The organism is Oribacterium sp. HCP28S3_H8, assembly GCF_052064775.1.
Taxonomy (GTDB): Bacteria; Bacillota; Clostridia; order Lachnospirales; family Lachnospiraceae; genus Oribacterium.
The window spans coordinates 160,454-184,238 of the sequence record NZ_JBQHUZ010000005.1; the positions used below are offsets into that span (position 1 = coordinate 160,454).

Annotated in this window: 23 protein-coding genes; 1 reads left to right on the top strand and 22 read right to left on the bottom strand. The window is 47.1% G+C overall.

Annotated features, from left to right (window positions below; genetic code table 11):
* Positions 1 to 125 precede the first annotated feature (125 nt).
* From ACTNEN_RS07890 to ACTNEN_RS07955, 14 genes are all read right to left on the bottom strand, one after another.
* Complete coding sequence (locus tag ACTNEN_RS07890) at positions 126 to 383, bottom strand: DUF1294 domain-containing protein (protein ID WP_441205647.1); 258 nt, start codon at positions 381 to 383, stop codon at positions 126 to 128.
* A gap of 3 nt (positions 384 to 386) precedes the next feature.
* A complete protein-coding gene (locus ACTNEN_RS07895) occupies positions 387 to 2,051 on the bottom strand; it encodes a DUF5722 domain-containing protein (protein ID WP_441205648.1) in 1,665 nt (554 codons plus the stop codon).
* Positions 2,052 to 2,285: 234 nt separating this feature from the next.
* Complete coding sequence (locus ACTNEN_RS07900) at positions 2,286 to 2,873, bottom strand: hypothetical protein (protein ID WP_441205649.1); 588 nt, start codon at positions 2,871 to 2,873, stop codon at positions 2,286 to 2,288.
* 109 nt (positions 2,874 to 2,982) lie between these two features.
* On the bottom strand, positions 2,983 to 4,203 hold the full coding sequence (tyrS, locus tag ACTNEN_RS07905; RefSeq protein WP_441205651.1) for a tyrosine--tRNA ligase: 1,221 nt from the start codon (positions 4,201 to 4,203) through the stop codon (positions 2,983 to 2,985).
* A gap of 33 nt (positions 4,204 to 4,236) precedes the next feature.
* A complete protein-coding gene (locus tag ACTNEN_RS07910; RefSeq protein WP_441205652.1) occupies positions 4,237 to 5,280 on the bottom strand; it encodes a 3-deoxy-7-phosphoheptulonate synthase in 1,044 nt (347 codons plus the stop codon).
* Positions 5,281 to 5,496: 216 nt separating this feature from the next.
* The gene (gene phoU, locus ACTNEN_RS07915; protein ID WP_441205654.1) at positions 5,497 to 6,243 is read right to left on the bottom strand and encodes a phosphate signaling complex protein PhoU; all 747 of its coding nucleotides are present in this window, start codon (positions 6,241 to 6,243) and stop codon (positions 5,497 to 5,499) included.
* The gene (locus ACTNEN_RS07920) at positions 6,227 to 6,391 is read right to left on the bottom strand and encodes a hypothetical protein (RefSeq protein ID WP_441205655.1); all 165 of its coding nucleotides are present in this window, start codon (positions 6,389 to 6,391) and stop codon (positions 6,227 to 6,229) included. The genes phoU and ACTNEN_RS07920 overlap by 17 nt, the downstream gene beginning before the upstream one ends.
* A 4-nt stretch (positions 6,392 to 6,395) precedes the next feature.
* Positions 6,396 to 7,160, bottom strand: coding sequence for a phosphate ABC transporter ATP-binding protein PstB (pstB, locus tag ACTNEN_RS07925; RefSeq protein WP_441205657.1), 765 nt, complete (start codon positions 7,158 to 7,160; stop codon positions 6,396 to 6,398).
* Positions 7,161 to 7,184: 24 nt separating this feature from the next.
* Entirely contained in the window at positions 7,185 to 8,006 is an 822-nt protein-coding gene (pstA, locus tag ACTNEN_RS07930) for a phosphate ABC transporter permease PstA (RefSeq protein ID WP_441205659.1), read from the bottom strand.
* 4 nt (positions 8,007 to 8,010) lie between these two features.
* Positions 8,011 to 8,910 carry a phosphate ABC transporter permease subunit PstC gene (gene pstC / locus ACTNEN_RS07935; RefSeq protein ID WP_441205726.1) on the bottom strand — a complete coding sequence of 300 codons (900 nt, stop codon included), beginning with the start codon at positions 8,908 to 8,910 and terminating at the stop codon, positions 8,011 to 8,013.
* A gap of 67 nt (positions 8,911 to 8,977) precedes the next feature.
* A complete protein-coding gene (locus ACTNEN_RS07940; RefSeq protein WP_441205661.1) occupies positions 8,978 to 9,985 on the bottom strand; it encodes a substrate-binding domain-containing protein in 1,008 nt (335 codons plus the stop codon).
* A 104-nt stretch (positions 9,986 to 10,089) separates the two neighbouring features.
* Positions 10,090 to 11,790, bottom strand: coding sequence for a coproporphyrinogen dehydrogenase HemZ (gene hemZ, locus ACTNEN_RS07945; RefSeq protein WP_441205663.1), 1,701 nt, complete (start codon positions 11,788 to 11,790; stop codon positions 10,090 to 10,092).
* A gap of 51 nt (positions 11,791 to 11,841) precedes the next feature.
* Entirely contained in the window at positions 11,842 to 12,555 is a 714-nt protein-coding gene (locus ACTNEN_RS07950) for an MBL fold metallo-hydrolase (protein WP_441205665.1), read from the bottom strand.
* Positions 12,556 to 12,557: 2 nt separating this feature from the next.
* A complete protein-coding gene (locus tag ACTNEN_RS07955) occupies positions 12,558 to 14,828 on the bottom strand; it encodes a RelA/SpoT family protein (RefSeq protein ID WP_441205728.1) in 2,271 nt (756 codons plus the stop codon).
* A 425-nt stretch (positions 14,829 to 15,253) separates the two neighbouring features.
* Here ACTNEN_RS07955 and ACTNEN_RS07960 point away from each other — a divergent pair, with 425 nt between their 5' ends.
* Positions 15,254 to 15,754 (top strand): CBS domain-containing protein, encoded by a 501-nt coding sequence (locus ACTNEN_RS07960; protein ID WP_441205666.1) that lies wholly within the window; start codon positions 15,254 to 15,256, stop codon positions 15,752 to 15,754.
* Between the two features lie 228 nt (positions 15,755 to 15,982).
* On the opposite strand, the gene ACTNEN_RS07965 is transcribed toward ACTNEN_RS07960, so the two are convergent.
* The 8 genes from ACTNEN_RS07965 to ACTNEN_RS08000 form a co-directional block, all read right to left on the bottom strand.
* Positions 15,983 to 16,486, bottom strand: a complete 504-nt coding sequence (locus ACTNEN_RS07965; protein ID WP_441205667.1) for a GreA/GreB family elongation factor — start codon at positions 16,484 to 16,486, stop codon at positions 15,983 to 15,985.
* Between the two features lie 11 nt (positions 16,487 to 16,497).
* Positions 16,498 to 17,028: an adenine phosphoribosyltransferase gene (locus ACTNEN_RS07970; RefSeq protein WP_441205668.1), complete on the bottom strand. Its 531-nt coding sequence runs from the start codon at positions 17,026 to 17,028 to the stop codon at positions 16,498 to 16,500.
* A 105-nt stretch (positions 17,029 to 17,133) separates the two neighbouring features.
* Complete coding sequence (locus tag ACTNEN_RS07975) at positions 17,134 to 17,685, bottom strand: NUDIX hydrolase (protein ID WP_441205669.1); 552 nt, start codon at positions 17,683 to 17,685, stop codon at positions 17,134 to 17,136.
* Between the two features lie 12 nt (positions 17,686 to 17,697).
* Positions 17,698 to 18,069, bottom strand: coding sequence for a cation transporter (locus ACTNEN_RS07980; protein WP_441205671.1), 372 nt, complete (start codon positions 18,067 to 18,069; stop codon positions 17,698 to 17,700).
* A gap of 184 nt (positions 18,070 to 18,253) precedes the next feature.
* Positions 18,254 to 19,588, bottom strand: coding sequence for a hemolysin family protein (locus tag ACTNEN_RS07985; RefSeq protein ID WP_441205672.1), 1,335 nt, complete (start codon positions 19,586 to 19,588; stop codon positions 18,254 to 18,256).
* 17 nt (positions 19,589 to 19,605) lie between these two features.
* Positions 19,606 to 20,262 carry a fructose-6-phosphate aldolase gene (gene fsa, locus ACTNEN_RS07990; protein WP_441205673.1) on the bottom strand — a complete coding sequence of 219 codons (657 nt, stop codon included), beginning with the start codon at positions 20,260 to 20,262 and terminating at the stop codon, positions 19,606 to 19,608.
* Between the two features lie 33 nt (positions 20,263 to 20,295).
* The gene (gene tkt / locus ACTNEN_RS07995) at positions 20,296 to 22,281 is read right to left on the bottom strand and encodes a transketolase (RefSeq protein ID WP_441205675.1); all 1,986 of its coding nucleotides are present in this window, start codon (positions 22,279 to 22,281) and stop codon (positions 20,296 to 20,298) included.
* A gap of 103 nt (positions 22,282 to 22,384) precedes the next feature.
* Positions 22,385 to 23,740 (bottom strand): MATE family efflux transporter, encoded by a 1,356-nt coding sequence (locus ACTNEN_RS08000; RefSeq protein WP_441205676.1) that lies wholly within the window; start codon positions 23,738 to 23,740, stop codon positions 22,385 to 22,387.
* Positions 23,741 to 23,785: the final 45 nt, after the last annotated feature.

Genomic DNA, 23,785 nt, shown 5'->3' on the forward strand with positions numbered 1-23,785 from the left:
CAAAAATGATATACTTTTTCCACTTTCTTACAAAAAAAATCCAGTGAAGTCAGAGCTACTCGCTCTCCAACGATACTGTTGCAGTATTAAAAATGCCGCACTGCATTTCAGCAGTGCGGCATTTTTTAAAGTCGTGTAAGATAAAGAATCAGTAAAATCCAAAGAATAAGAATCAGAGGTATCCCATAACGGAACCTAGGTTTTCGGGTTTTATGATGAAAAAACAGCATACCCGCAAGTGCTCCGGCAGCACCTCCGATGGCTGCAATGGAAATCAGCTCTGCCTCCGGAATCCTCCATAGACTCCGCCTCGCCTTCCACTTATCCACCCCGTAAAGTACAAAGGCAAGTACATTTACCAGTATCAGATAATATCCTGCCATAGCTTACTGCCCCGGATAGCGGAAGCCCGGGATGACCTGATTCCAGTCTGTGATACCCACCACTGCCTTGGCAAATTCCGAGGTCTGCTGTGTCAACGCCGGATTGTCAATATTGGCAAAGACATCTCTTGCAGGCTTGTGAATCATCACTTCCTGTCCATTGGCATCCTTTCCAACATACTCAAGCCCATCCGACATACCATCGCCTGCGGCTACATCAATCTGCCTTGTCAGAAGCATCGCATCAATATACGGATTGTTGTATACGATGTAATAGGCATACGCCACTGCCGCTGCCTGCTCCTGTGACACATCCTGCCCTTGTCCGGAAACAGAGGTGAATCCCTGCTCTGTCAGGAAAATATGCCGTACCTTGCCATGCGTATCCAGCATGCCTGCGTTCTGCATATAATCGGTAATGACGTTAAGGTTGGCAAAGGTTACAATCGGAGAATTGACATCGGTCGTCACCTTCCCCTGATTTGTAGTAAGGTCATCCCAGAAATTAGGAGATACCAACGGATAAGGATAAGGATGAAGTGCCAGACCCCAGTCGATCCGCCCCTCCTCAATATCTATGTTATTAAAGGTATCCAGTACATCTCTTGCCTTATACTTGCCAAATACCCCGCTCTCCGGAAGCATGTTCCAGTAAAGATCCAGACTGAACATCACGTTGTCATTGGCAGACTCGCTCTTCATCGCTGTATAGAACACACGGAAGGCTCTCTGATACATCCGGACATATGTTGTAATATCGGAAATACCCGCATAATTCCAGTACTGATTATTAATCTCATTGCCGATCACCCAGTTTGTCACCTTGCCATATCCGTTTTTACCGTTATAACGTTTTGCAAGGAAGGATGCCATGGCCTTGATTGCGCGATAGCCTGACTCTGTTTCGACATTGAAGTCATAATACAAGGCTACATTTCCTGCCTGCTGGGTAACGCCCGGACGGTAGAGCTCCGGATAAGCCGGGTTCCAGCTGTTAAGCAGCACCAGTGTAACCGCTACTCCATTGTCACTCAGCTTTTTTACAGATTGATCAATATAGCTGATCATATCTGCATTGATCTGATAATTTTTACCTTCGTAATAGTACCAGATCCCCTTTCCAAAAAAATGCTCTGTAGCAAGGTCCAGACCGGCATGTTTAATGTTCATGCTGATGGCATCATCCGCAAGATAATTTTCAATCCTGAGTCCTTTTTTGCCGGGATTCAGTGCCGGATCGGTATTGGTGGCAAGGACCTCCGGATTGGTGATGTAATGCCTGCTGCCAACCATCTGATATTTTCCGTTTTCCTTCACCGCGGCTGTAAACGCACTGTAGATCCGCTTCTCACCGGGACCTGCAAGAAGGCTGGCGGAAAAGTCCATATTGCCTGCAATCGGTGCCGACGCAATCGGATCGGATCTGCCGCTTAAATCGCTCTGATACGGCTTTATCTCAAATATATAGAGCTTGCCATCCGTGCCCGTGCTGTCTCCATTGGTTGACACATTAATATTGATTGTGTTCTTGGTAGCCGTGTCAATGGTTACGGACTGTATAGCTGCCGTAAGGTTATGCGCAAATGCTGTTATGGTTCCCCCACAGGTCAGCATCATAAGAGTCGCAAAGCTTAACAGCAGTTTCCTGCCGGTAAATTTAAGATGCATTGTATGCCTCCATTTCTGTCTCAACATTCAGTCATAAACTAGTCGGTTTTAAGTTAAATGATATCATCCACACATGATCTTATGCTACATAATTTCCCTTACACTTTCTTACATTATTGCAGATTTTGATAAGACTTCTTCAGATCCTATAGGGGTAACATGAAAAAAAACGCATGAAAAAAATCAAAAATACACTAAAAAAAGACATTGCCAAAGGCAATGTCTTTTGACTTTTTATTTTGTGACAACCGGTCCACCGGAAGCCGCAGACTCTGTTTCCTTGCTCGCAGCCTGTTTTTCCTGCTGTGCTTTTAACATTTCAGAAAAAATATTGTCATCTACAATGCCGAAATAATAGTCCACATATTTTGTATCCTGCTCATCCATATAGACACGCACATCATAACAGTGATTGACAAAATCATAAAGCGATCCGTCACCAAGACAGCTCTCATAGATATTGTCCGGCAGAAGCTGCTCACTGTCATTGATCTTTAAGGTCTTTTTAACAATCCGGTTTCGAACGCCAAAATCCTGCCCGTCAACGTAAGTGTTTTCATATACTATGACGTCTGCTTCCGAAATATCAGAGCTTGCAGACTCCAGATGAAATTCCGCATTATTGCAAACGATATAAGCCTTGCGTGTATTTTTAGATGCAGGATCATTGACCTTGCCATCAACATAGTCGCTGTCCATCACCAGGCGAATCGGATCCTGTGCCTGCGCAGCACTTTTTGTTTTAGCCATCGCCGGAAAAGCTGTTCCCAAAATCATCGCACTGAGCAGAGCTCCCAGCTTCAAGGTTTTTAAACTTAACATTATAATCTGTCAATCTCCTTTTAAGATTACAGGCTTTATTATAGTGCAGTTTTAAGGGATCGGCAAGCAATGCGGTTTTTAGTAAGAGAATTGTAAAATTTACAGAGTCTTATCCGATCACCTTCACAAACTTTTTCTTGCCCTTCTGCACCACGATGCCATCCTTAAGTGCTTCTTTAGTAAAGCTCAAAGAGATATCTGTGACCTTTTCTCCTGCTGCAGTGACTCCGCCCTGCTGCACATTTCTTCTCGCATCGCCGCGGGAACTGCATAGACCGGAGGCTACCAGGATCCCGAGGATGTCAATGGAACCATCCTTATAATCCTCATCCTTGAGCAGAACTTTGGGCATATTTTCAGAATCTCCACCGCCCATAAATATGGCTTTGGCTGCCGTATCCGCCTTTTCTGCTTCCTCTCTGCCATGAACCATTTCCGTAAGTGAGAACGCAAGCTTCTCTTTTGCCTTGTTAAGGTCAGCGCCCTCCCACTTCGCCATCTCATCTATTTCCTCAAGCGGAATAAACGTAAGAAGCTTCATGCATTTGATTACATCTGCATCATCAACATTTCTCCAGTACTGGTAGAAATCATACGGAGAAGTCTTTTTAGGATCCAGCCATACCGCGCCGCCGACGGTCTTGCCCATTTTTTTGCCCTCCGAATTGGTCAGCAGGGTAATGGTCAGCGCATAGGCATCCTTTCCCAGCTTCTTACGGATCAGCTCTGTTCCGGCAAGCATATTGGACCACTGGTCATCTCCGCCAAACTCCATATTGCAGCCATAGTCATTGTACAGACGATAGAAATCATAGCCCTGCATCAGCATGTAGGAGAACTCCAGGAAGGTAAGTCCTCTCTCCATACGATTTACATAGGCTCTCGCACGTAACATATCGTTTACCGAGAAGCAGGAGCCGATATCCCGCATAAACTCCAGGAAATTAAGATCCCGAAGCCAGTCTGCATTATTTACCATTCTGGCCTTGCCCTCACCAAACTCGATGAAGCGGCTCATCTGCTGCTTGAAGCATTCGCAGTTATGATCAATCTGCTCAATGGTCATCATCTTACGCATATCTGTACGTCCGGATGGATCACCAATCATACCGGTTCCGCCGCCCACCAGAGCAATCGGCTTATTGCCGGCAGCCTGCAGACGCTTCATCAGAACCAGCGCCATAAAATGTCCTACATGCAGAGAATCTGCCGTCGGATCAAAACCAATATAAAAAGTGGCTTTACCATTATTTACAAGATCCTTGATTTTGTCCTCGTCCGTAACCTGGGCGATCAGACCACGAGCTACCAGCTCCTCATAAACTCCCATATGATACCCTCTTTCTATAGTTTCCGTTGATTATCAGACCGTTGTCTGCTGCATATAATCATAAATCATGGAGATCAGCCTTTCCGTATCCTCCCAGCCAATACATGGATCGGTAATGGATTTACCGTAAATATGCTCCTCCACCTTACAGCTGCCCTCGAGCAGATAGGACTCCACCATGAGACCCTTGACAAAGTCATTTAACTCCGGTGAGTACTTCCGCGAATGCATAACCTCCTGTGCAATCCGCAGCTGCTCCTTGTATTTCTTAGCCGAGTTGCAGTGATTCGTATCCACAACTACTGCAGGATATTCAAGCTCTCGTTCATTATAAAGATTAAGCAAAAGCTTCAGATCTTCATAGTGATAGTTTGGCATAATCTGACCATGCTTACTCTGCGAGCCTCTGAGAATCGCATGTGTATACGGGTTGCCATCCGACTTTACCTCCCACTCGCGGAAGATAAAATCATGCGGATGCTGACCGGCATAAATAGAGTTAAGCATAACACCGAGGTCCCCCGAAGTCGGGTTTTTCATACCGGTTGGCACATCAATGCCGGAGGCCACCAGGCGGTGCTGCTGGTTCTCTACGGAACGCGCGCCTACCGCGACATAGCTCATGATATCCGAGAGATACCTGAGATTATCCGGATACAGCATTTCATCCGCCGTACTAAACCCGGTTTCCTTAAGCACTGCGAGATGCAGCTTACGGATGGCTGCGATGCCATCCGCAACATTGGCGCCTTTTTCCGGATCCGGCTGATGCAGCATGCCCTTATACCCCTCACCTGTAGTTCTCGGCTTGTTGGTGTAGATTCTCGGGATAATCATGATCCGATCCTTCACCTGCTCCGCGACCTCTTTAAGCTTGCCGCAATACTCCAGCACAGGGTCCGGGTGATCCGCGGAGCATGGTCCGATAATCAGAAGGAATCTCTTGGAATCCCCGCGGAAAATTGCTTTAACTTCTTCATCCCGTTCCGCCTTGATCTCGGCAAGCTCTGCGGAAAGAGGAATCTGCTCTCTGATTTCTGCCGAGGAAGGCAGCTTTCTTCTAAATTCAAATCCCATATGATCTCCTGTCTATCGGACATCCTTAAAAAGGAATTTCCGTCATTTTTCTATGATTCATAATTTATAGAACAAAAATTTCGCCTATACCCGGAAAGTATAGGCGAAATCAAACAATATTGCAAGTATGTAAAGCGTCTTATGCTGCACTTCCAGGCGCTTCCGCATGATTTATGCATGACTGATATAATTTCAGTAAGCTTAAGGAAATCTCCGTCAGCTTGTTTTTTTATCGATTTTGATTTCCTGTTGGCTTGCTTCATCAAACTGATATTTTACCTTAAGCGGCCGCTCTCCATTGATGGAAAACTCTACCCACTCGGCGATATTGGTCGCATGGTCTCCGATCCTCTCAAAGTATTTTGCGACCATCAGAAGATCCAGCAGTGACTCTCCCTGCTCCGGATGCCTGGATATCATCTCCGCAATCTCTTCCTTGACCTTTACAAAAAGCTCATCCACGACATCATCGGATTTCTCCACGACCTTTGCTATTTCCAGATTTCTTTTGATAAAAGAGTCCACTGCCCGCATGACCATATTCATGGTTGCGCTTGCCATATCCTGGATATGGACAGCCGATTCCAGTGTACCCTTGTTTTCCGTCGACAGGTACTTTGCAATATCCGCGATGTCCGAACACTGATCGCCGATTCGTTCCATGTCGGAAATCATTTTGAGTGCGGCAGAAACGTAGCGGAGGTCTCTTGCCACCGGCTGCTGCTCCAGGAGCAGACGTAAGCACTGGTTTTCTATCGTTCTTTCCAGCTTGTCAATCTCCGCATCCGATTCATAGATCTTTTCAATAAGACGTTCCGTCACACCGGACTCATGACTCCTGCTGATTTCATTAATACTGGACAATGCTACCGCAACCTGTCCGATGCACTCTTCGCAGCAGGACCCCATTTCCGTTAGATTACGATTAAGATCGTCCAGCTGCCGGTCAAATCTGTTCCGCATGGCATCTTACCTCCGGATTCATGTTTTTCTTAAAAAATTCCTGTGTCAGACTCCAGATACTCCGGCACGCCTTTGCCAGGCAGCGCTTCGGCAAAGCCGCAATATAAAACCACATCACTGCAAGGTCCCAGAATCCTATACTTTTCATATGATCACCCAAACCTTCCTGTAATATAATCCTCGGTTTTTTTCTCCTTAGGCATGGAAAACAGCTGGTCTGTCGGACCCGTCTCAATGAGATCTCCCAGCAGAAAGAACGCTGTCTTATCCGAGATTCTTGTTGCCTGCTGCATATTGTGCGTGACAATGACAATCGTAAGATCTTTTTTAAGGTCAATCGCGAGATCCTCAATTTTAGCCGTGGAAATCGGATCCAGTGCAGAGGTCGGCTCATCCATCAGGAGTACCTCAGGTTTTACCGCCAGCGCTCTTGCAATGCAAAGTCTCTGCTGCTGTCCACCGGAAAGTCCCAGCGCAGATTTCCCAAGACGATCCTTAAGCTCATCCCAGATCGCCGCCTGCTTAAGCGAAGTTTCCACGATCTCATCCAGCTTCTGACGATTCCGGATTCCATGTGTTCTTGGTCCGTAAGCAATATTGTCATAAATCGACATTGGGAATGGATTTGGCTTCTGGAAAACCATACCAACCCGTTTCCTTAAATAATTCACATCCATGGACTTGTCATAGATGTTATCCTGATCCAGAAGGACCTCTCCATCAATGACACAGCCCTCGACTAAATCATTCATCCGGTTTAAGGATTTAAGAAGTGTGGACTTTCCACATCCACTCGGTCCGATAAACGCCGTGATTTCATTGGTCTTGATATCCAGATTGATATTATGCAGTGCATGAAACTGACCATAATGCAGATTCATATTTCGTATTGTAAACTTGTTCTGTGAAGTGTCCATTTTTCTCCTGATTTCTTGCTATACTCAGACCTTTACGAGTTTTTTTGCCGCGAATGCAGACAATGCATTGATCCCCAGAACCCCTACCAGTAAAACGACCGCAGTGGCATATGCCTGATTGGTATAGAGTCCTTCATTGGTCAAGACATACATATGGATTGCAAGCGTTCTGCCCGATCCCATCACACTGGCAGGAATCCCCGCTACTGTCCCGGAGGTATAAATCAATGCGGCGGTTTCGCCGACGATTCGGCCAATAGCAAGGATCACTCCCGCCAGGATGCCGGGGATACTGGCCGGCAGGACAATCGCAAAAATCGTCCTTAGCTTTCCAGCGCCAAGTCCAAACGAACCCTCTCTAAAAAGATCCGGCACTGCCTTCAGCGATTCCTCTGTCTGCCGCATGATGAGCGGCAGGATCATGATGCTGATCGTAAGAGCGCCTCCAAGGATGGAATACCCCATACCAAGCTGCATCACAAACAGGAGATATCCAAAAAGGCCATAAATAATGGAAGGAATGCCGGAAAGTGTTTCTGTCGTGAGCCGGATAAGCTCCACCAGTTTTGAGCCTTTTTTAGCATATTCCACAAGATAGATGGCTGATCCGACTCCCATCGGTACCGCTACAAGAAGCGATAGGAAAACCATCACAATGGTATTGATCAGTGCAGGCATCAGGGAAACATTTTCCGTATTATATTCCCAGGCAAAAAGACTTGGTTTCAGATACGGTATCCCTTTGATCAGGATATACGCAATGAGAAACAGCAGTGTTGCCACAGTAAGAATCGCCGCAATATATGTTAAAAGTCTAAGCAATATGCTTTCTGTTTTCTGACTCATAAGATTAATGCTCCGCTTCTGATTTTCTCTTCATCCAGGAAAAAATTGAGTTAATAATTAAGAGGAAAATAAACAGCACCACTCCGGTCGCAATCAATGCTTCCCGATGCAGATCCGTAACATACCCCATTTCAAGGACAATGTTGGCAGTCATTGTACGGATACCTTGTAAAATTCCTTTCGGCATCCTCGCCTGGTTTCCTGCCACCATGATTACCGCCATGGTTTCGCCGATGGCCCGACCAACACCAAGGACAACGCCGGCAAAAATGCCTGACTTTGCTGCTGGTACCATAACGTGGAAAACGGTTCTCTCATGCGTAGCTCCAAGTGCAAGCGAACCTTCATAATAGCTCTCCGGCACCGCATCCAGCGCAGCTTTTGCCATACTGATAATGGTCGGCAGGATCATAATACCAAGCAGGATAGACGCCGTAAGAATCGACTTGCCCTTGCCGCCAAGCTCCTTTGTCAGTGCCGCGACAACCGGCACAATGACAACCAGTCCAAAAAATCCGTATACAACCGATGGGATCCCTGCCAGAAGTTCTACTGCCGGATAAATAAATTTATACAGCTTCCTTGAGCAGAATCTGGACAGATAGACCGCAGTTAAAATGCCTATCGGTACCCCCACAATAATAGCTCCGATCGTTACAATCACCGAGCCCAGAATCATTGGCAGGATCCCGTAAATATTGTTTCCAGGCTTCCATGTGGTCCCAAGTAAAAATTCTCTCGGACCGATTTTAAAAATCGCAGGCAGACCGTTGGCAAAAAGGAAAACACAGATCAGCACAACAAGGACAATACTCATGCTGGCAAGTACCATGAAAATATATTTTGCTATGCTTTCCTTAAGTCTGGCGGAATTCCCGTGTCCGCCAGGCTGATTTCTAACCATACGCTTTACATCTGCCTCCGTCCTGAGCATGGTAACATTTTCCGCTTCCATGTTTCCTCAGCTTTCTTTACTTAAGATCAGACCAGTCTGTGGTATCACCAACATAGATGGACTTAACCTGATCTGATGTGAGGCCATTGATGCCATTGTCCTTGTTGACAATGACTGCGATGCCATCCATGGCGATAACCTGTGCCTTGACACCTTGTGAGATTTCCGAATCCTTAAGCTCTCTGGATGCCATACCGATATCGCATACGCCCTGGATTGCGGATGTAACGCCTGTTGTGGAGTCAGACTGCTGTACTTCGATTGTAGCCTGCGGGTTGAGCGCCTTATACGCCTCTGCGAGCTTTTCCATGACCGGAGTTACAGAAGAGGAGCCTGCAACAGTAATCTTTCCGGAGGTGCCTGCTGCAGTATAGGCACCCTCATTGCCCTGTGAAATGTAGCCATTGTCTTCTACAACCTTCTGACCATCCTCGGAAAAAATGAATTTGATGAAATCCTGTGCCTCTGCACTGACATCTCCCTTAGTAACGATATTAAAAGGTCTTGCGACTTTATACTTTCCGGACTTGATATTATCGACGGTTGCCTCTGCCCCATCAATGGAAAGTGCCTTCACCGTGTCGTTTAAGGATCCAAGTGAAATATATCCGATCGCCTGCGCATCTCCGGCTACAGTTGTGATCATAACCTCTGTCGAGTTTGTGATCTCCGCATCCTGTGTGGTATTATCCACCTTTTCACCAGACGCGTTCTTTTCTTCAATGCCCATGAGCTCGATAAAAGCGCCTCTTGTGCCAGAACCATCCTCTCTGGAAATTACGTCAATGCTGCCCTCAAACGATCCATCTGCGCCGCCGGCATTGGCAGTCTCCGCCTGCGTTGATTCTGCTGCCTTGCTGCTTGCCTCAGCCTTAGATGCTGCAGCAGTAGTTTCTGCTTTTGTACTTGCTGCCGCTGCAGTGCTGGTATTTGCAGCCTCTGTCTTGGCAGCGCTTGCTCCACATCCGCTGAGTGCGCCTGCAATAAGTGCCATAGAAAGTAAAGTTCCGATTGTTTTTTTCATAATAAAAAGCCTCCTGTAGTGAGTCCAATCGTAAGGATTTTCTCTCCTTACAATCGCCACTATAGGAGGCTTCTGTAAATTTCAATTCTATGAAACTGTAAAATTCACGTAAACATTTTAAAAAGCCGGAGCTTCCTCTCTTTATATTTCTCAAAATGATCCATATACTCTCCGATGCTTTTACCATTATCGCATCGTTCCACTCGCTTCTGCCCTGAAATTCCATCCTTGTCCGGCAGCACAAGCTTGGTGGACGTACCTGCGCCACAGCCGATGACGCTATGCTTCTCCTCCATCATGAGGATATTATAAAGACATTCCTTGCCTTCCAGACAGTATCCGACATTTTCCAGATTTCCCGCCATATTTTTCTGACGGTAGAGATAGTAGGGCTTCAGATCCAGAAGCGCCGCTGTATACTCTGCTGCCATCATCATCCTGGTAATTTCCGGATACCGGAATGTAAGCCCGGCATCCTGATCCGCCTGATGTGCGAGCTCTGTTTCTCTCACAATCTCCTGCTCATCTCCCGCGCGGTAAACGCCTGCCCAGTAATCCCGCTCCAGAGTCAGTCTCGCCGCCCGTTTCACTGCAAGCGTATGCACCGTGAGACTGTCCGGCTTAAGCCTTGCAATCTCACATAAGGTATCCGTCACCTCCGGAAGCTTCTCTCCCGGGAGCCCGAGGATGATATCCATATTGATATTGTTAAATCCCACTTCACGCGCAAGTCGATACGCCGCAATGGTTTCCTCTACCGAATGCTTCCTGCCAATGAGCTCCAAGGTTTTTTGCTGAAAAGTCTGCGGGTTTACGGAAATCCTGTCGACCCCTGCTGCCTTAAGGATCTCAAGCTTCTCGCGGTCGATCGAGTCCGGACGTCCCGCCTCCACAGTAAACTCCACGACGCCCGAAAAATCACACTCTTCATGAACAAGCTCCATCAGCCGCTTAAGCCAGAAGGCATTTAACGCCGTTGGTGTACCGCCGCCGATATAAATCGTCTGCAGCGTCTTGCCAAGTCTCCCGGACATTTCGGAAACTGCGAGACGGATCTCACTTGCAAGATGCTCAAAATATAAGGAAAGTCTTGATTCCCAGTGGTCGATGGTATTGGACAGAAAGCTGCAATAGAGGCACCGGGTCGGGCAGAACGGGATACCAATGTAAAGACTCCAGCCCTCCTGATAGCTTCTGCCTGTTTTTGCAAGGATCCGCCCGAGGATCTGCTGTTCGCGCTCCGCAATTTCCATCACAAGCTCCAGCTTCTCACCCTCAAGCATATATTCCTTACTTATCTTCTGTCGGATCGCAGCCCGGTCCTCCTCCGTAAGATGATGCAGCGGATCTTTTGCCATAGCCTGCTCCATCATCGGACTCACAAGGGAAACCGGGCGGATGCCGGTAAGATCTCCCCAGGGAAGCGCTTTGCCGCTGAGACCCGTAAGCTTCTGATATGCCAGCGCCTTAATCATGGATTTATCCGTCCTGCGGTCCCCGGTCAGAGGAAGCTCTGCAGCATGCACTGTAAGACTCAACCGGATGGCATCGTCGGCGGCGCCCTCCGGTGTCAGCTCCATCACCATATGGCTGCGGTTTTTAGCTGACTTCCGGTTCACCCTTGCTGCAGTGCCACTCTCCTGTGCCTTTTTAAGAGCGTTCTTTTCTTCCTGTGTCGTTTCCGAAAGATGCACTCCATCCGGTGTATGGATTTCAAAGTCTTCCCCCGGATAAAACTGCTTGGTAAGCTCACGGAGATCCTGTTCGTACTCTGCCGCTTCTTTATCTAAGATCAATCTGATCAATGCTTCGCCTCATTTCCTTTTTCATTTTTTTGTTTCACTGTCCGTTATGTTTCACTGCCCGTTATTTTTCTGCTGCATCATGGTAAGGTAAGCTGCCGGATTGTACTTCTGCTCGTTGGCAATGCTGCTCATCCCCTCATGTCCCGGAAACACCAGCGTCTCCGGCGGCAATACCAGCAGTCTGTTACAAATGCTGTCCAAGATTTCGGTTTCTGAACCTCCGGGAAAATCCGTTCTGCCATAAGACTCTCTAAATAAGGTATCCCCGGAAAAAAGCAGCGGTACCTGCCGTTCCTTTTCCGGGAGGCCGGCATTTGCTGCCTCTTCCTCCATAGTTAATGGTACATAATAGCTGACAGACCCGCTGGTATGTCCCGGTGTGGCAATAACCTCCCACCTGTGACCCAGCAGCGGAAGTATGTCATGATCCTTAAGCGCTGTAAACTTTGTAACCTCAATATCCAGCTGGAAATTGGACGATAAATTCCACTCCGGTGTCTTAAGCAGCTCCCGTTCTTTTTCTGATGCGAATATCTCAACGCCAAAATGCTCCGCCGTCTCCTCCGCCGCCATCATATGATCAAAATGTCCGTGTGTGAGCAAAATTGCCTGCGGCAAAGCATGCAGCTGCTGCTCCACGATCTCAATGATTTTAGCTGCATTCGCAGCCGGATCAATGATAACACACTCCCTGCTTGTATCATCAAAGCAGAAATATACATTGGTTTGTATCACTCCAGTCGTATATTTTGAAACCTTTAACATGTTTACCCCTGTGTTCTTTCAATGTCGAGGATGCCGTTTACCTTACGCAGCTTGTCTACCAGCACTGACAGTTCTTCCTTGTTGTGAATGTCAAAGGACAGCGTAATGGTCGCTTTTTCATTTTTACCGACCCTCGACTGCAGCGCCTTGATGTCGATGTTGGCATCCGTAAGGATCTTGGAGATATCCACGAGCAGTCCTACACGGTTATTGGTATAAATGGTAAGCTCTGTCGCATAGGTTTCTCCGGAGTCATCCATCTGCCACTCCGCCTCAATCAGCCTGGATTTTTCATCCGCCGGCAGATTCATCATGTTGATACAGTCTGTACGATGGATCGTAATGCCCCGACCCCTTGTGACAAAGCCTACAATCTCATCCCCCGGAACCGGCGAACAGCACTTGGCATAGCGCACGGCAAGATCGTGGATACCCTTGACCACAATACCAGACTTGGACTTCCGTATGACTTCCGTCTTTTTGCTGAGGCTCTCGATGTTCTCAAGTACATCCTCATCGTTCCTGCTGTTTTCCGCTTCCTTCTGCTTAAGATCAATCAGCTTGGCAATAACCTGGCTTTCCTTAAGGCCACCCCGTCCTACCGAAGCAAGGATCGAATCCCAGTCCGTATAGCTGTACCTCCGGATCACACCCTCCATATACTCCGGCTTAGTCAGATCTCCGAGGTTGTAGCCTTTGGAATGTGCATACTTCTCGAGAAGGTCCTTGCCCCGCTCAATGTTTTCATCCTTTTGCACATACTTAAACCACTGGTTAATCTTGTTTTTAGCCTGCGTGGATTTTACAATCTTAAGCCAGTCACGACTGGGACCTCTGGAGTTCTGAGACGTAATAATATCGACCCGGTCTCCATTTTGCAGCTGATAGGTCACCGGAACCAGCTTGTCATTGACCTTGGCTCCAACCATCTTGTTTCCGACCGCAGAATGGATTGCATAGGCAAAATCAATCGGCGTGGAACCCGCCGGCAGGTTTTTAACATCACCGGTCGGCGTAAAGCAATACACATTTTCATTAAACAGGTTAAGGTCTGACTTAACCATGTTCATAAACTCCTTGGAGTCCGACTCATCCTTCTGCCACTCCATGATCTCATGGAGCCAGTTCATCTTGGCAAGCTCATTATCGGATACCTTTTCCTGTGAGCCGCCCTGCTCCTTATATTTCCAGTGCGCTGCAATACCAAACTCCGCAGTACGATGCATTTCAAACGTCCGGATCTGGATTTCAAATGGAACGCCATCCTTGCCAATCACCGTTGTATGCAGCGACTGGTACATATTTGGCTTAGGCATGGCGATGTAATCCTTAAACCGTCCCGGAATCGGGGTATACATCTTATGAATGATACCCAGAGCCGCATAACAGTCCCGTACCGTATCCACAATAATCCGGATTGCAAAAAGGTCATAGATCTCGTCTATGGTTTTATTCTGGTTTACCATCTTACGATAGATGGAAAAGAAGTGCTTGACACGCCCGTTAATCTGGGCATCAATCCCCGCTTCCTTGATGTGGCTTGACACCTCGGCAACAATGGCATTGATCCTTGCCTCTCTCTGTTCCTTTTTAAGATGCACCTTTTCCGCAAGGTCATAGTAGACATCCGGCTCCAGGTATTTAAGCGACAGATCATCCATCTCAATTTTGATTTTGCTGATACCCAGACGATCTGCAAGAGGCGAATAAATCTCGAGCGACTCCCTCGCCTTTTCCTTCTGTTTTTCCGGCGTCTGATATTCCAACGTTCTCAGATTATGCAGACGATCTGCAAGCTTGATAATGATAACCCGGATATCCTTTGCCATCGAGACAAACATCTTACGCAGGTTTTCCGCCTGCATTTCGACCTTATCCGTATTTAAATTGAGCTGTGTCAGTTTTGTGACACCATCTACAAGCAGTGCAACATCCGGATTAAACTCCTTCTCCACCTGCTCTAGCGTCATACCGGTGTCCTCTACAACATCATGTAAAAGACCTGCAGCTATGGTCTCCTTATCCATTTCCAGATCTGCCAGGATAATGGCTACACAGAGCGGATGAATGATATACGGTTCTCCTGATTTACGTTTCTGATCCTTATGCTGCTTGGCCGCAACATGATATGCCTTTTCGATCATGGACAGATCTCCGGAGGGATGATACTTCCTGATATCCCGGATCAGCTGCTGATACAAAACCTCCGGAGGTGTATTATCCTTCGGATGCTCCAGCGTGATTTCTGTCTGTTTCACATCCGGTGTCAGCATTTTATTTTTATCCTGATGAACTTCTGATGAAGCTGTTTCCACCTTGTCTTTTACCAATTCTGCCATAACTGCATTCTCCCCATATAGCTTCCATGCCTTCTATATACATGCATTGCGATATGTATCGCTATATGTTATTGCAATATTTTACTATCTGCCGTTCTTAATGTCAAAAAGTACTTCCCTCCGGCACGCTGTCGGGTATTCCGCCCCCGGCATTCTGCTCTTAATTTCTCACGCTTATCCCAAATCTCAGTGACTTATGCTATAATATAAGAAGTAGAAAGCTTCGTGAATTTGTTTAAAATGTTTTAATCATGTTTCGGATTTCGTAAGATTCTGGACAAACTTCATTTACAAATCCTTGCTATATTGGAAGTATGAAAAATAGAAACGAGGAAATCAAAAGGAGGGAGCAGATAGGCATGAATATACTTTTTTTCCTGACTCCGAAATGCGACGTCGCTTATATCGAGGATACGGATACGGTCAGAATGGCTATGGAAAAAATGGAATACCACCGATATTCTTCCATACCGGTCCTCACTAAGGACGGCAAATTTTTCGGGATTGTCACAGAAGGAGACATCCTGTATGCACTCAAAAATAATCTAAAATTTAATCTCAAGGATGCGGAGCGGGTACAGGTCAAAGACATTCCCCTTAAAAACCATTATATACCGGTAGGTGTTGCAAGCTCGATGGAGGGTCTTGTAAATCGTGCGGTCAATCAGAACTTTGTGCCTGTCGTTGATGATCTTGATCATTTTATCGGCATTGTACGTCGGCGGGAGCTTATGAATTATCTCTATCAGCATGTCGATTTCTGTGCTCTGGACAAAGAAAGCAGCGAAGCCGTGATCTGCACCGGAACGGATGACGTTCCGATTTCCCAAAAGGTGCGTCGTCCCAGCCTGATGGTCTGACTCCTGTTGATCCCTGCCGGATACTTTACTCTATACCACTTGTCCTCTAATATGCAGCTTATCCTCTAAAAAAGGGATGTGTTTCAAACCTATAACGGCTTGAAGCACATCCCTTTCGTTGATCGTTTTTTACTTACGTCTTACATCTACTCCGGTTTTATCTCCGGATTTTTACTCCATAATAGGCTTAAAAGCGATCGCTATCAAAAAATCCGACCTCCGGATACGTCAAAATCCCTTGATATGATCCTCCGCACTCTCGCCTGTTTTTTCCAGCTTTTTAATCACGACAAAGTAGCTGCCCGCATTTTCTGTTTTTACTTCAACCCGGTCTCCCACCTTGTGTCCCATCAGAGCACGACCTAACGGGGATTCATTGGAAATCAGTCCTTCCAGAGAGTGTCCCCGGATCGATGTCACAATCCGGTAGGTTTCCTCCTCCTCATCATCCTCAAAATATACCGTAACTGTATTATTGAGTCCGACCTCATCCTCCCTGGATTGATCAGAGACAATCGTCGCAAAGCGCAAAAGCTTCTCCAGATACCGGATCCGGGAGTTGTTCTGCCCGTTGGCACGCTTTGCCGCGTAATACTCAAAGTTCTCGGAGCGGTCTCCCTGTGCAGCAGCTTCGCTCACCTCTCTGGTAAGCTTGGGGCGTAAATCCACCTTTCTGTGCCGGATTTCCTCCTCGATTCTTTTAACATCGGATTCTGTCAGTTGTTCACCCATTATGGCATGCCTTACTTTCCTTCATATGTAATAAGAGAGGTAAGATCATAATTCTTAAGCCTCTCGCGACCTTTAAGTCCCGCAAGTTCCATCACACAAAGGATCTTAACCACCTTGCCGCCAAGCATCTCCACAAGCTTAACAGCAGCTTCAAGTGATCCGCCTGTAGCAATGAGATCATCAATCAGCACAACTCTCTCTCCGGGACGGATGGCATCCTTGTGAAGCTCAATCTCCGCTTCTCCATACTCAAGATCATACTTCACGGATACCGTTTCTCTTGGAAGCTTGCCTTTTTTACGGATCGGTACAAATCCCTTGCCGAGCGCATACGCGACCGGCGTTCCAAAAATAAAGCCCCTGGACTCAAGTCCGATCACTGTATCAAACTCTACGCCTTCCAGTGCCTTGGTCAGTCCGTCAATGGACTCTTTAAGACCATCCGGATCCTGAATCAACGAAGTAATATCTCTGAATAAAATACCAGGCTCCGGAAAATCCGGGATGGTTTTTACATAGTCTTCCAAGTGTTCTCTTTTCATATTGTTCCTTCCTGTCCTGCCATTTAAAGATGCTGGCTGCATCCGTATCAGGCATTATATGTATTATCTTCTGCTGGATCCCGGGGATACATCAGCAGGAAACATTCACTTGCATTTTACGGCATAAGCCAGGATCGCTGCAACTGTTTTTCCATCCGTCATCTTACCATCACGGATGAGTCCGAGTAAATCTTCAAGACTCCATGCCTCCACTCCGATCTCTTCATCCTCATCCCAGTGCTTCTGTCCCGACACCAGCTGCTCCGCCGTATAGATCCGGATCTTCTCATCGAGGAAGGCAACCGTTGGCGTCAAATCCAGCAGAAACTCCATGTGATCTGTCCGATAGCCCGTTTCCTCCTCAAGCTCCCTCTCTGCGCATACCAGATAATCCTCATCCTCCGAATCCCGCTTGCCTGCCGGAATCTCAAGTGTAAAGCGATTCAAAGCATGACGGAACTGTCGTACCATGAGGAGCCTGCCATCCGGAAGCACCGGCAGTACTGCTGCTGCTCCCTTTACATGAATAAAATCCCAGTGTGTATCGTGCCCGCCAACATTTACATGATCATCATACACGGACAAAATCCGCCCCTGATATGCAAGCTTACGTTCGATCAGCTTCACTGGTTTTTCCTGATTTTCTTCATTGAGCATTTGTTATCCTCCTTATCTGCCCTGTTCCTCGATATCCCGGGCAGAATATCCTGCCTTACGGACGGCTGCTTTCAGCTTCTCATCCGGAATTCTCTCTTTCATACGGATGGAAACCTCATTTCTACCAAGATCTACTGCAGCAAAAACACCCTCAAGACTGTTAAGCGCATTCTCCACTCTGCGAGCACAATTGGCGCAGTGCATGCCGTCTACCTGCATCAGCACATCATATGGATAATGCGATAAATTATGATCTGAAACCTTAACCTTAGGTACCGCATCTCCTCCGCCGCAGCATCCACTGACAGCTCTTTTGCGAATGCTTCTTACACCGAGAATGACCGCTGCCGCAATAATCACAGAAACAATAATATTTCCTAACATACCTGCCTCCTCAAAATTTCTTGATATAATCATAGTTAGTTTTTTCTAACCACGTCTATCATAGCAGGAACTTTGAAATCGTCAAGTACCCCATGCGGGTATATCATACTAAATGATCCCTGATGAAAGTCTGTATAAACGAATATCGCTGCACTCCTCATGAAAGGATCCCATGAGTTCTGCTTCATGACACCGGCTGCGGTTCTCCTGTTTCCTGCTTTGCAGCGGACTTTTTACGCACAACCGTCTTTCCAATCCGGTGATTTTTTATGGAAGCGACGTCTATTTCCAGCTCTGGCGTATCTACATGGAAGGAGCTGCCGTCATCCGGCACCTTGCCGATGATTCCCATGATATATCCTCCAAAGGTATCTGCATCCTCCGTCGGAAGCTCCAGTCCCAGCTTTTCATTCACATCCTCAAGATCTGCCTCACCCAGGATGATCCATTCATCCGGTCCCACCGTCTCAATATCCTCTGGTCCAATCGGTTCATCTTCCTCCTCGATATCCCCGACCAACGCCTCTACAAGATCATGCAACGTGACAATGCCAGTCATACCACCGTACTCATCCAGCACCACCGCATAGTACTTCCGGTCCTTTTTCATCTCCTGAAACAGGCTCGAGACCTTCATATTCTGGGATACAAAATAAGGCTTGTCGACAGCATTTTTAAGGACATTGTCACGCGACTGATCATACAAGCGGAAATAATCCTTGGTATCCAGAATACCGATAATATCGTCGTCATCCTCCCCGCAGATCGGATAGTTTGAGTAACGGTTTTCATGGATTGTCTTACGCCATTGCCGGTCACTGTCCTCGAGATACAGCATCGCAACCTCGGTACGGTGGGTACAGACATCCTCGACTGTCAGATCATTAAACTCAAACACGTTTTGAATCATTTCGTTTTCCGAGCTTTCGATGGTGCCTTTTTCTGTTCCCTCATCTATCATCATGAGGATATCCTCTTCTGAAACCCTCTCCTCCATATCCTCAGGACTGATACCGATGATCCTCAAAATACAATTTGTGCAGAGTCTAAGCAGGGCTGCTGCCGGACTAATCAGTGTCGTTGCGATGGTGAGCGGCAGTGCCATGCCAAGCGCTGTTTTTTCCAAGTCCTTATGTGCCAGTCTGCGAGGAAGCATTTCGCCTAAAAGTATGATAAAAAATCCGGAAATCAAGGTAATCAGCAGAACCGCAATTGCGCGAATTACGGTTACCGGAATGCTTAGCGGCAATAATAAAAGGATTGCGGTCATCGGCGCAAGAAATGCGGAAACAGCAAAGGCACTGGCGAGAAGCCCCGCCAGTGTCGTAAGCACCTGCACCTTGGTATAGTATTTCCCGGAATCTTCTGTCAGCCGGAGAAGGCGTTCTGCGCTATGGCTCCCCTCCTCCTTTAATTTACGGAGGCGGGCTTCCCCTACTTCCAACGATGCAGTCTCTGCAGATGTAAATATTGCTTTGATAATAATAAGAATAATCAATAGTATGACACTATCCAGCATATATATTCCTGTCCGGATTATTTACCAAAGACAGCTTCATAATCCTTGCGGAACTTATCAATGCCAATATCTGTAAGCGGATGCTTTACCATCTGCATCAGAACCTTATATGGCACAGTTGCAATATCCGCACCAGTCTTGGCACACTCCACAATGTGCATCGGATGACGGATGGATGCGCAGATCACCTGCGTATCAATGTCAGGATACATTTCAAAGATTTCCATGATGTCTTCGATTAAGGCGATTCCATCTGTAGAAATATCATCAAGTCTTCCAAGGAACGGAGAAACATAAGTCGCTCCAGCTCTTGCTGCAAGCAGTGCCTGGGAAGCAGAAAAGACAAGTGTCACATTGGTGTGGATTCCCTCTTTGGAAAGAGTCTTGACTGCTTTCAGTCCCTCTGTTGTCATCGGGATCTTTACGACCATATTGGGATGAATTGCCGCAATTTCTCTTCCCTCCCGGATCATACCCTCTGCATCCGTAGTAGAAGCCTTGACTTCGCCGGAAATCGGACCATCCACAATCGATGTGATCTCCTTCAGCGTCTCAAGATAGTCCTTGCCCTCTTTAGCGATGAGAGAAGGATTGGTCGTGACACCATCAATAATCCCCATATCATTGGCTTCTCTGATTTCATCCACATTGGCAGTATCAATAAAAAATCTCATATCTTGCCTCCTATAATCCTTGATCGTTCTTTCTTATTTTAAAGACTTGACCGCATCAACAACCGCGTCAGTTGTAATGCCAAAGTGCTTAAACAGCTGGCTTCCATTGCCGCTTGCTCCAAAGGAATGCATAGAAACCACCTTGCCATCCAGTCCTGTATACTTTGCCCAGCCAAAATCACTCAGCGCTTCTACCGCAACTCTCTTACGTACATGCTTTGGCAGCACAGACTCCTTATATGCATCTGACTGCTGTTCAAATACCTCCATACTTGGCATAGAAACCACACGTACCTGGTAGCCTTCCTCTGTAAGGCGCTTTTTAGCATCCACCGCAAGAGAAACCTCTGAACCGGTCGCGATGATAATGTACTCCGGATCCTTGTCACAGTCATCAATAACGTAAGCTCCCTGAAGTGCTCTGCGGCCGGATCCCGGGATCTGCGGCAGATTCTGCCGTGTGAGAATCAGCGCGGTCGGAGTATGGTCTGACTGCAGTGCTGCGTACCATGCTGCCTCTGTTTCCGCTCGATCACATGGACGGAACACCTGGAAATTAGGAATAGAACGCAGCATCGCAAGCTGCTCAATCGGCTCATGTGTCGGCCCGTCCTCTCCTACACCTATGGAATCATGTGTCAGTACAAAAATCTGCGGAATCTCCATAAGCGCTGCAAGTCTTGCCATCGGCTTAAGATAATCACTGAAAACAAAAAATGTTCCTGTATATGTACGGAGTCCACCGTGCAGCAACATACCATTGGCAATCGCTCCCATTGCCATTTCCCTTACGCCAAAGTGAATGTTTCTGCCCTCCGGTGTTACCGCAGAGAAATACTCCTCTCCCTTCATGTCTGTCTTGTTAGACGGAGACAAATCTGCAGAGCCTCCGAAAAGATGAGGAATTTTATTCTTTATATAGTTGATCACTGCACCAGAGGATGCTCTTGTGGCTTCTGCCTTATCACAAGGCTCCCAGAATCCTGCATCTTCGGAAAGCTTCGCCTCATCGATGTTACTGTGATATTCGTCCCAAAGTGCCGCAAGCTCCGGATATGCAGTACGATAGGCTGCGAACAATTTCTCCCATGCGGTATATGCCGGAAGCTTGTCCTCGGAAAGCTTCCGGTAGTGTGCATAAACCTCCTCCGGTACAAAAAACGGTTCCTGAGACGGCCACTCGAGGAACTCCTTCATAGCCTTGACATTTTCCTCACCGAGGGGCTCACCGTGCGCCTTGTTGGTCCCCTGTTTTGCGGGGCAGCCGTATCCGATCGTAGTCTTTACTGTAATAAAGTATGGTGCAGAGTCATCCGCATTGGCTATGGCAATCGCTTTGCCGATCTCCTCCAGATTATTTCCATCCTCGACAAGAAGTGTTTTAAAGCCAAAGGCTTCCGCGCGTTTTGCAGGATCCTCTGTAAAGGCAATACTGGTATCTCCCTCGATGGAAATGTGATTGGAGTCATAAAGGACCGTCAGCTTGTCCAGCTTCCAGGTACCTGCAAGAGACAAAGCCTCCGAGGAAATGCCCTCCATCAGATCTCCGTCGCCGCACTCAACATAAGTTCTATGATTTACGATTTCATAACCCGGGCGATTAAAGACGGCGGCAAGATGCTTCTCTGCTGCTGCCATACCTACGGCCATGCCGATGCCGGCGCCAAGCGGTCCGGTTGTCGCCTCAATCCCATTGGCAGCACCATACTCCGGATGTCCCGGTGTCCTCGAGCCAAGCTGGCGGAAATTCATGATATCCTCTTTGGTATAATCCAGACCAAAAAGATAGATCAGTGAATACAGGAGCATGGAGCCATGTCCACCGGAAAGCACAAACCGGTCCCGATCTGCCCATTTTGCATCTTTTGGATTAAATTTAAGGAAATGTGCCCAAAGCTCATATGCCATCGGAGCAACTCCCAGCGGAAGTCCGGGATGTCCGGAATTAGCCTTCTGAATTGCATCGGCGGAAAGTACCCTGATTGCATTGACTGACATCGTTTCAATATCGTTGTTCATATCTTGCCCTTTCTGTTCTGGTAAGCTGCCAAAATTCCATACCAAGTCAATATTAACACAAAATGCACGGCTTGTATATGTAATCACTTCTCTTCTCGATCCGTTACTCCTGATACTCCGCCTTAAGCCTCCTTAAACAGTAATAAAATGCCGGAATCAGGAAACTGTCCGCAAAAATCCACGCAAGTGGAGAAGCGAAGCATGCTGCAGTAAATCCAAAAAGCGGGATAAAAATTATACCCACAATAGCTCTCGCCGCCATCTCGCATACTCCCGCAAGCACGGCAAAGCCGGAAAATCCCATCCCCTGGATCGTGAATCTCCAGACATTTACTATAGTGAGCGGGATGTAAAATAAGGAATTACCGATCAGAAAGAGATGTGCGTTGCGGATCACCTCCTGCTCTTCGGCACTTACAAAAATTCGGGGAATTTCTCCACCAAAAAGAATCAGCACAATGCAAACCGCAACAGAATATACGGCTCCCAGCTTTGTCGCAGCATAGACACCCTGCCGGATCCGGTCGAACTTAAGCGCACCTGCATTCTGACCTGCATAGGTCGCCATGGTAGCCCCAAGCGCATCAAAGACACAGCAGCAGAAATTTCCGATTCTCTGTCCTGCGGTGATGGATGCGACCGCAATGGAGCCAAGTCCATTCACCGCCGTCTGCAGCACGACAGATCCTATGGCCGTGATGGAATACTGGAGTCCCATCGGAATCCCCATACGGATCAGGTTGAGGCACCGCTCCCCATCCGGCTGCAGCTCTCCTTCCTGAAATTGAAGGATCGGAAATTTCCGCACCATATAGATAAGACATAAAATGCCGGATACACCCTGGGAAATCACTGTAGCGATTGCCGGTCCATTGACGCTGAATCCAAGAAATGCAATGGAAATATAATCCAGCAGGATATTAAGCAGTGCTGCAAGGATCAGGAAATAGACCGGCGTTCGGCTGTCTCCCAGAGACCGGATAATACTTGCCGTGATATTATATAGATACGTCACCGGTATTCCCAGAAAAATAATAAATATATATTGATACGCATAGCTGTAAATATTAACCGGTGTATGCATCATAAGCAGTATCGGCTTTGTAAGGATACAGATCAGCACGGTCATCGCTATAGCAAAAATGGCTGTCAGATAAATGATATTGGCAGTATATCTTCTAAGACCTGATGCATCCTGTGCGCCGAACCGCTGGGCAACGGGGATAGCAAATCCGGAACACATGCCGATTACAAAGCCGTTGATCATAAAATTGATCGCGCCTGTAGAGCCCACTCCTGCCAGTGCGTCCACCCCCAGCAGCTTGCCGACGATAATGCTGTCCACCATACTGTAAAACTGCTGAAACAATGTACCGAGCAGCATCGGAATGGCAAATTCCAAAATCAGCTCTACCGGTCTACCGGAGGTCATGTCCTTAATCGATGTGTTCTTTTCCATGTACGCCGTCCTGCCTTTTATAAAATAAAGAAGCTGCCACTGTGA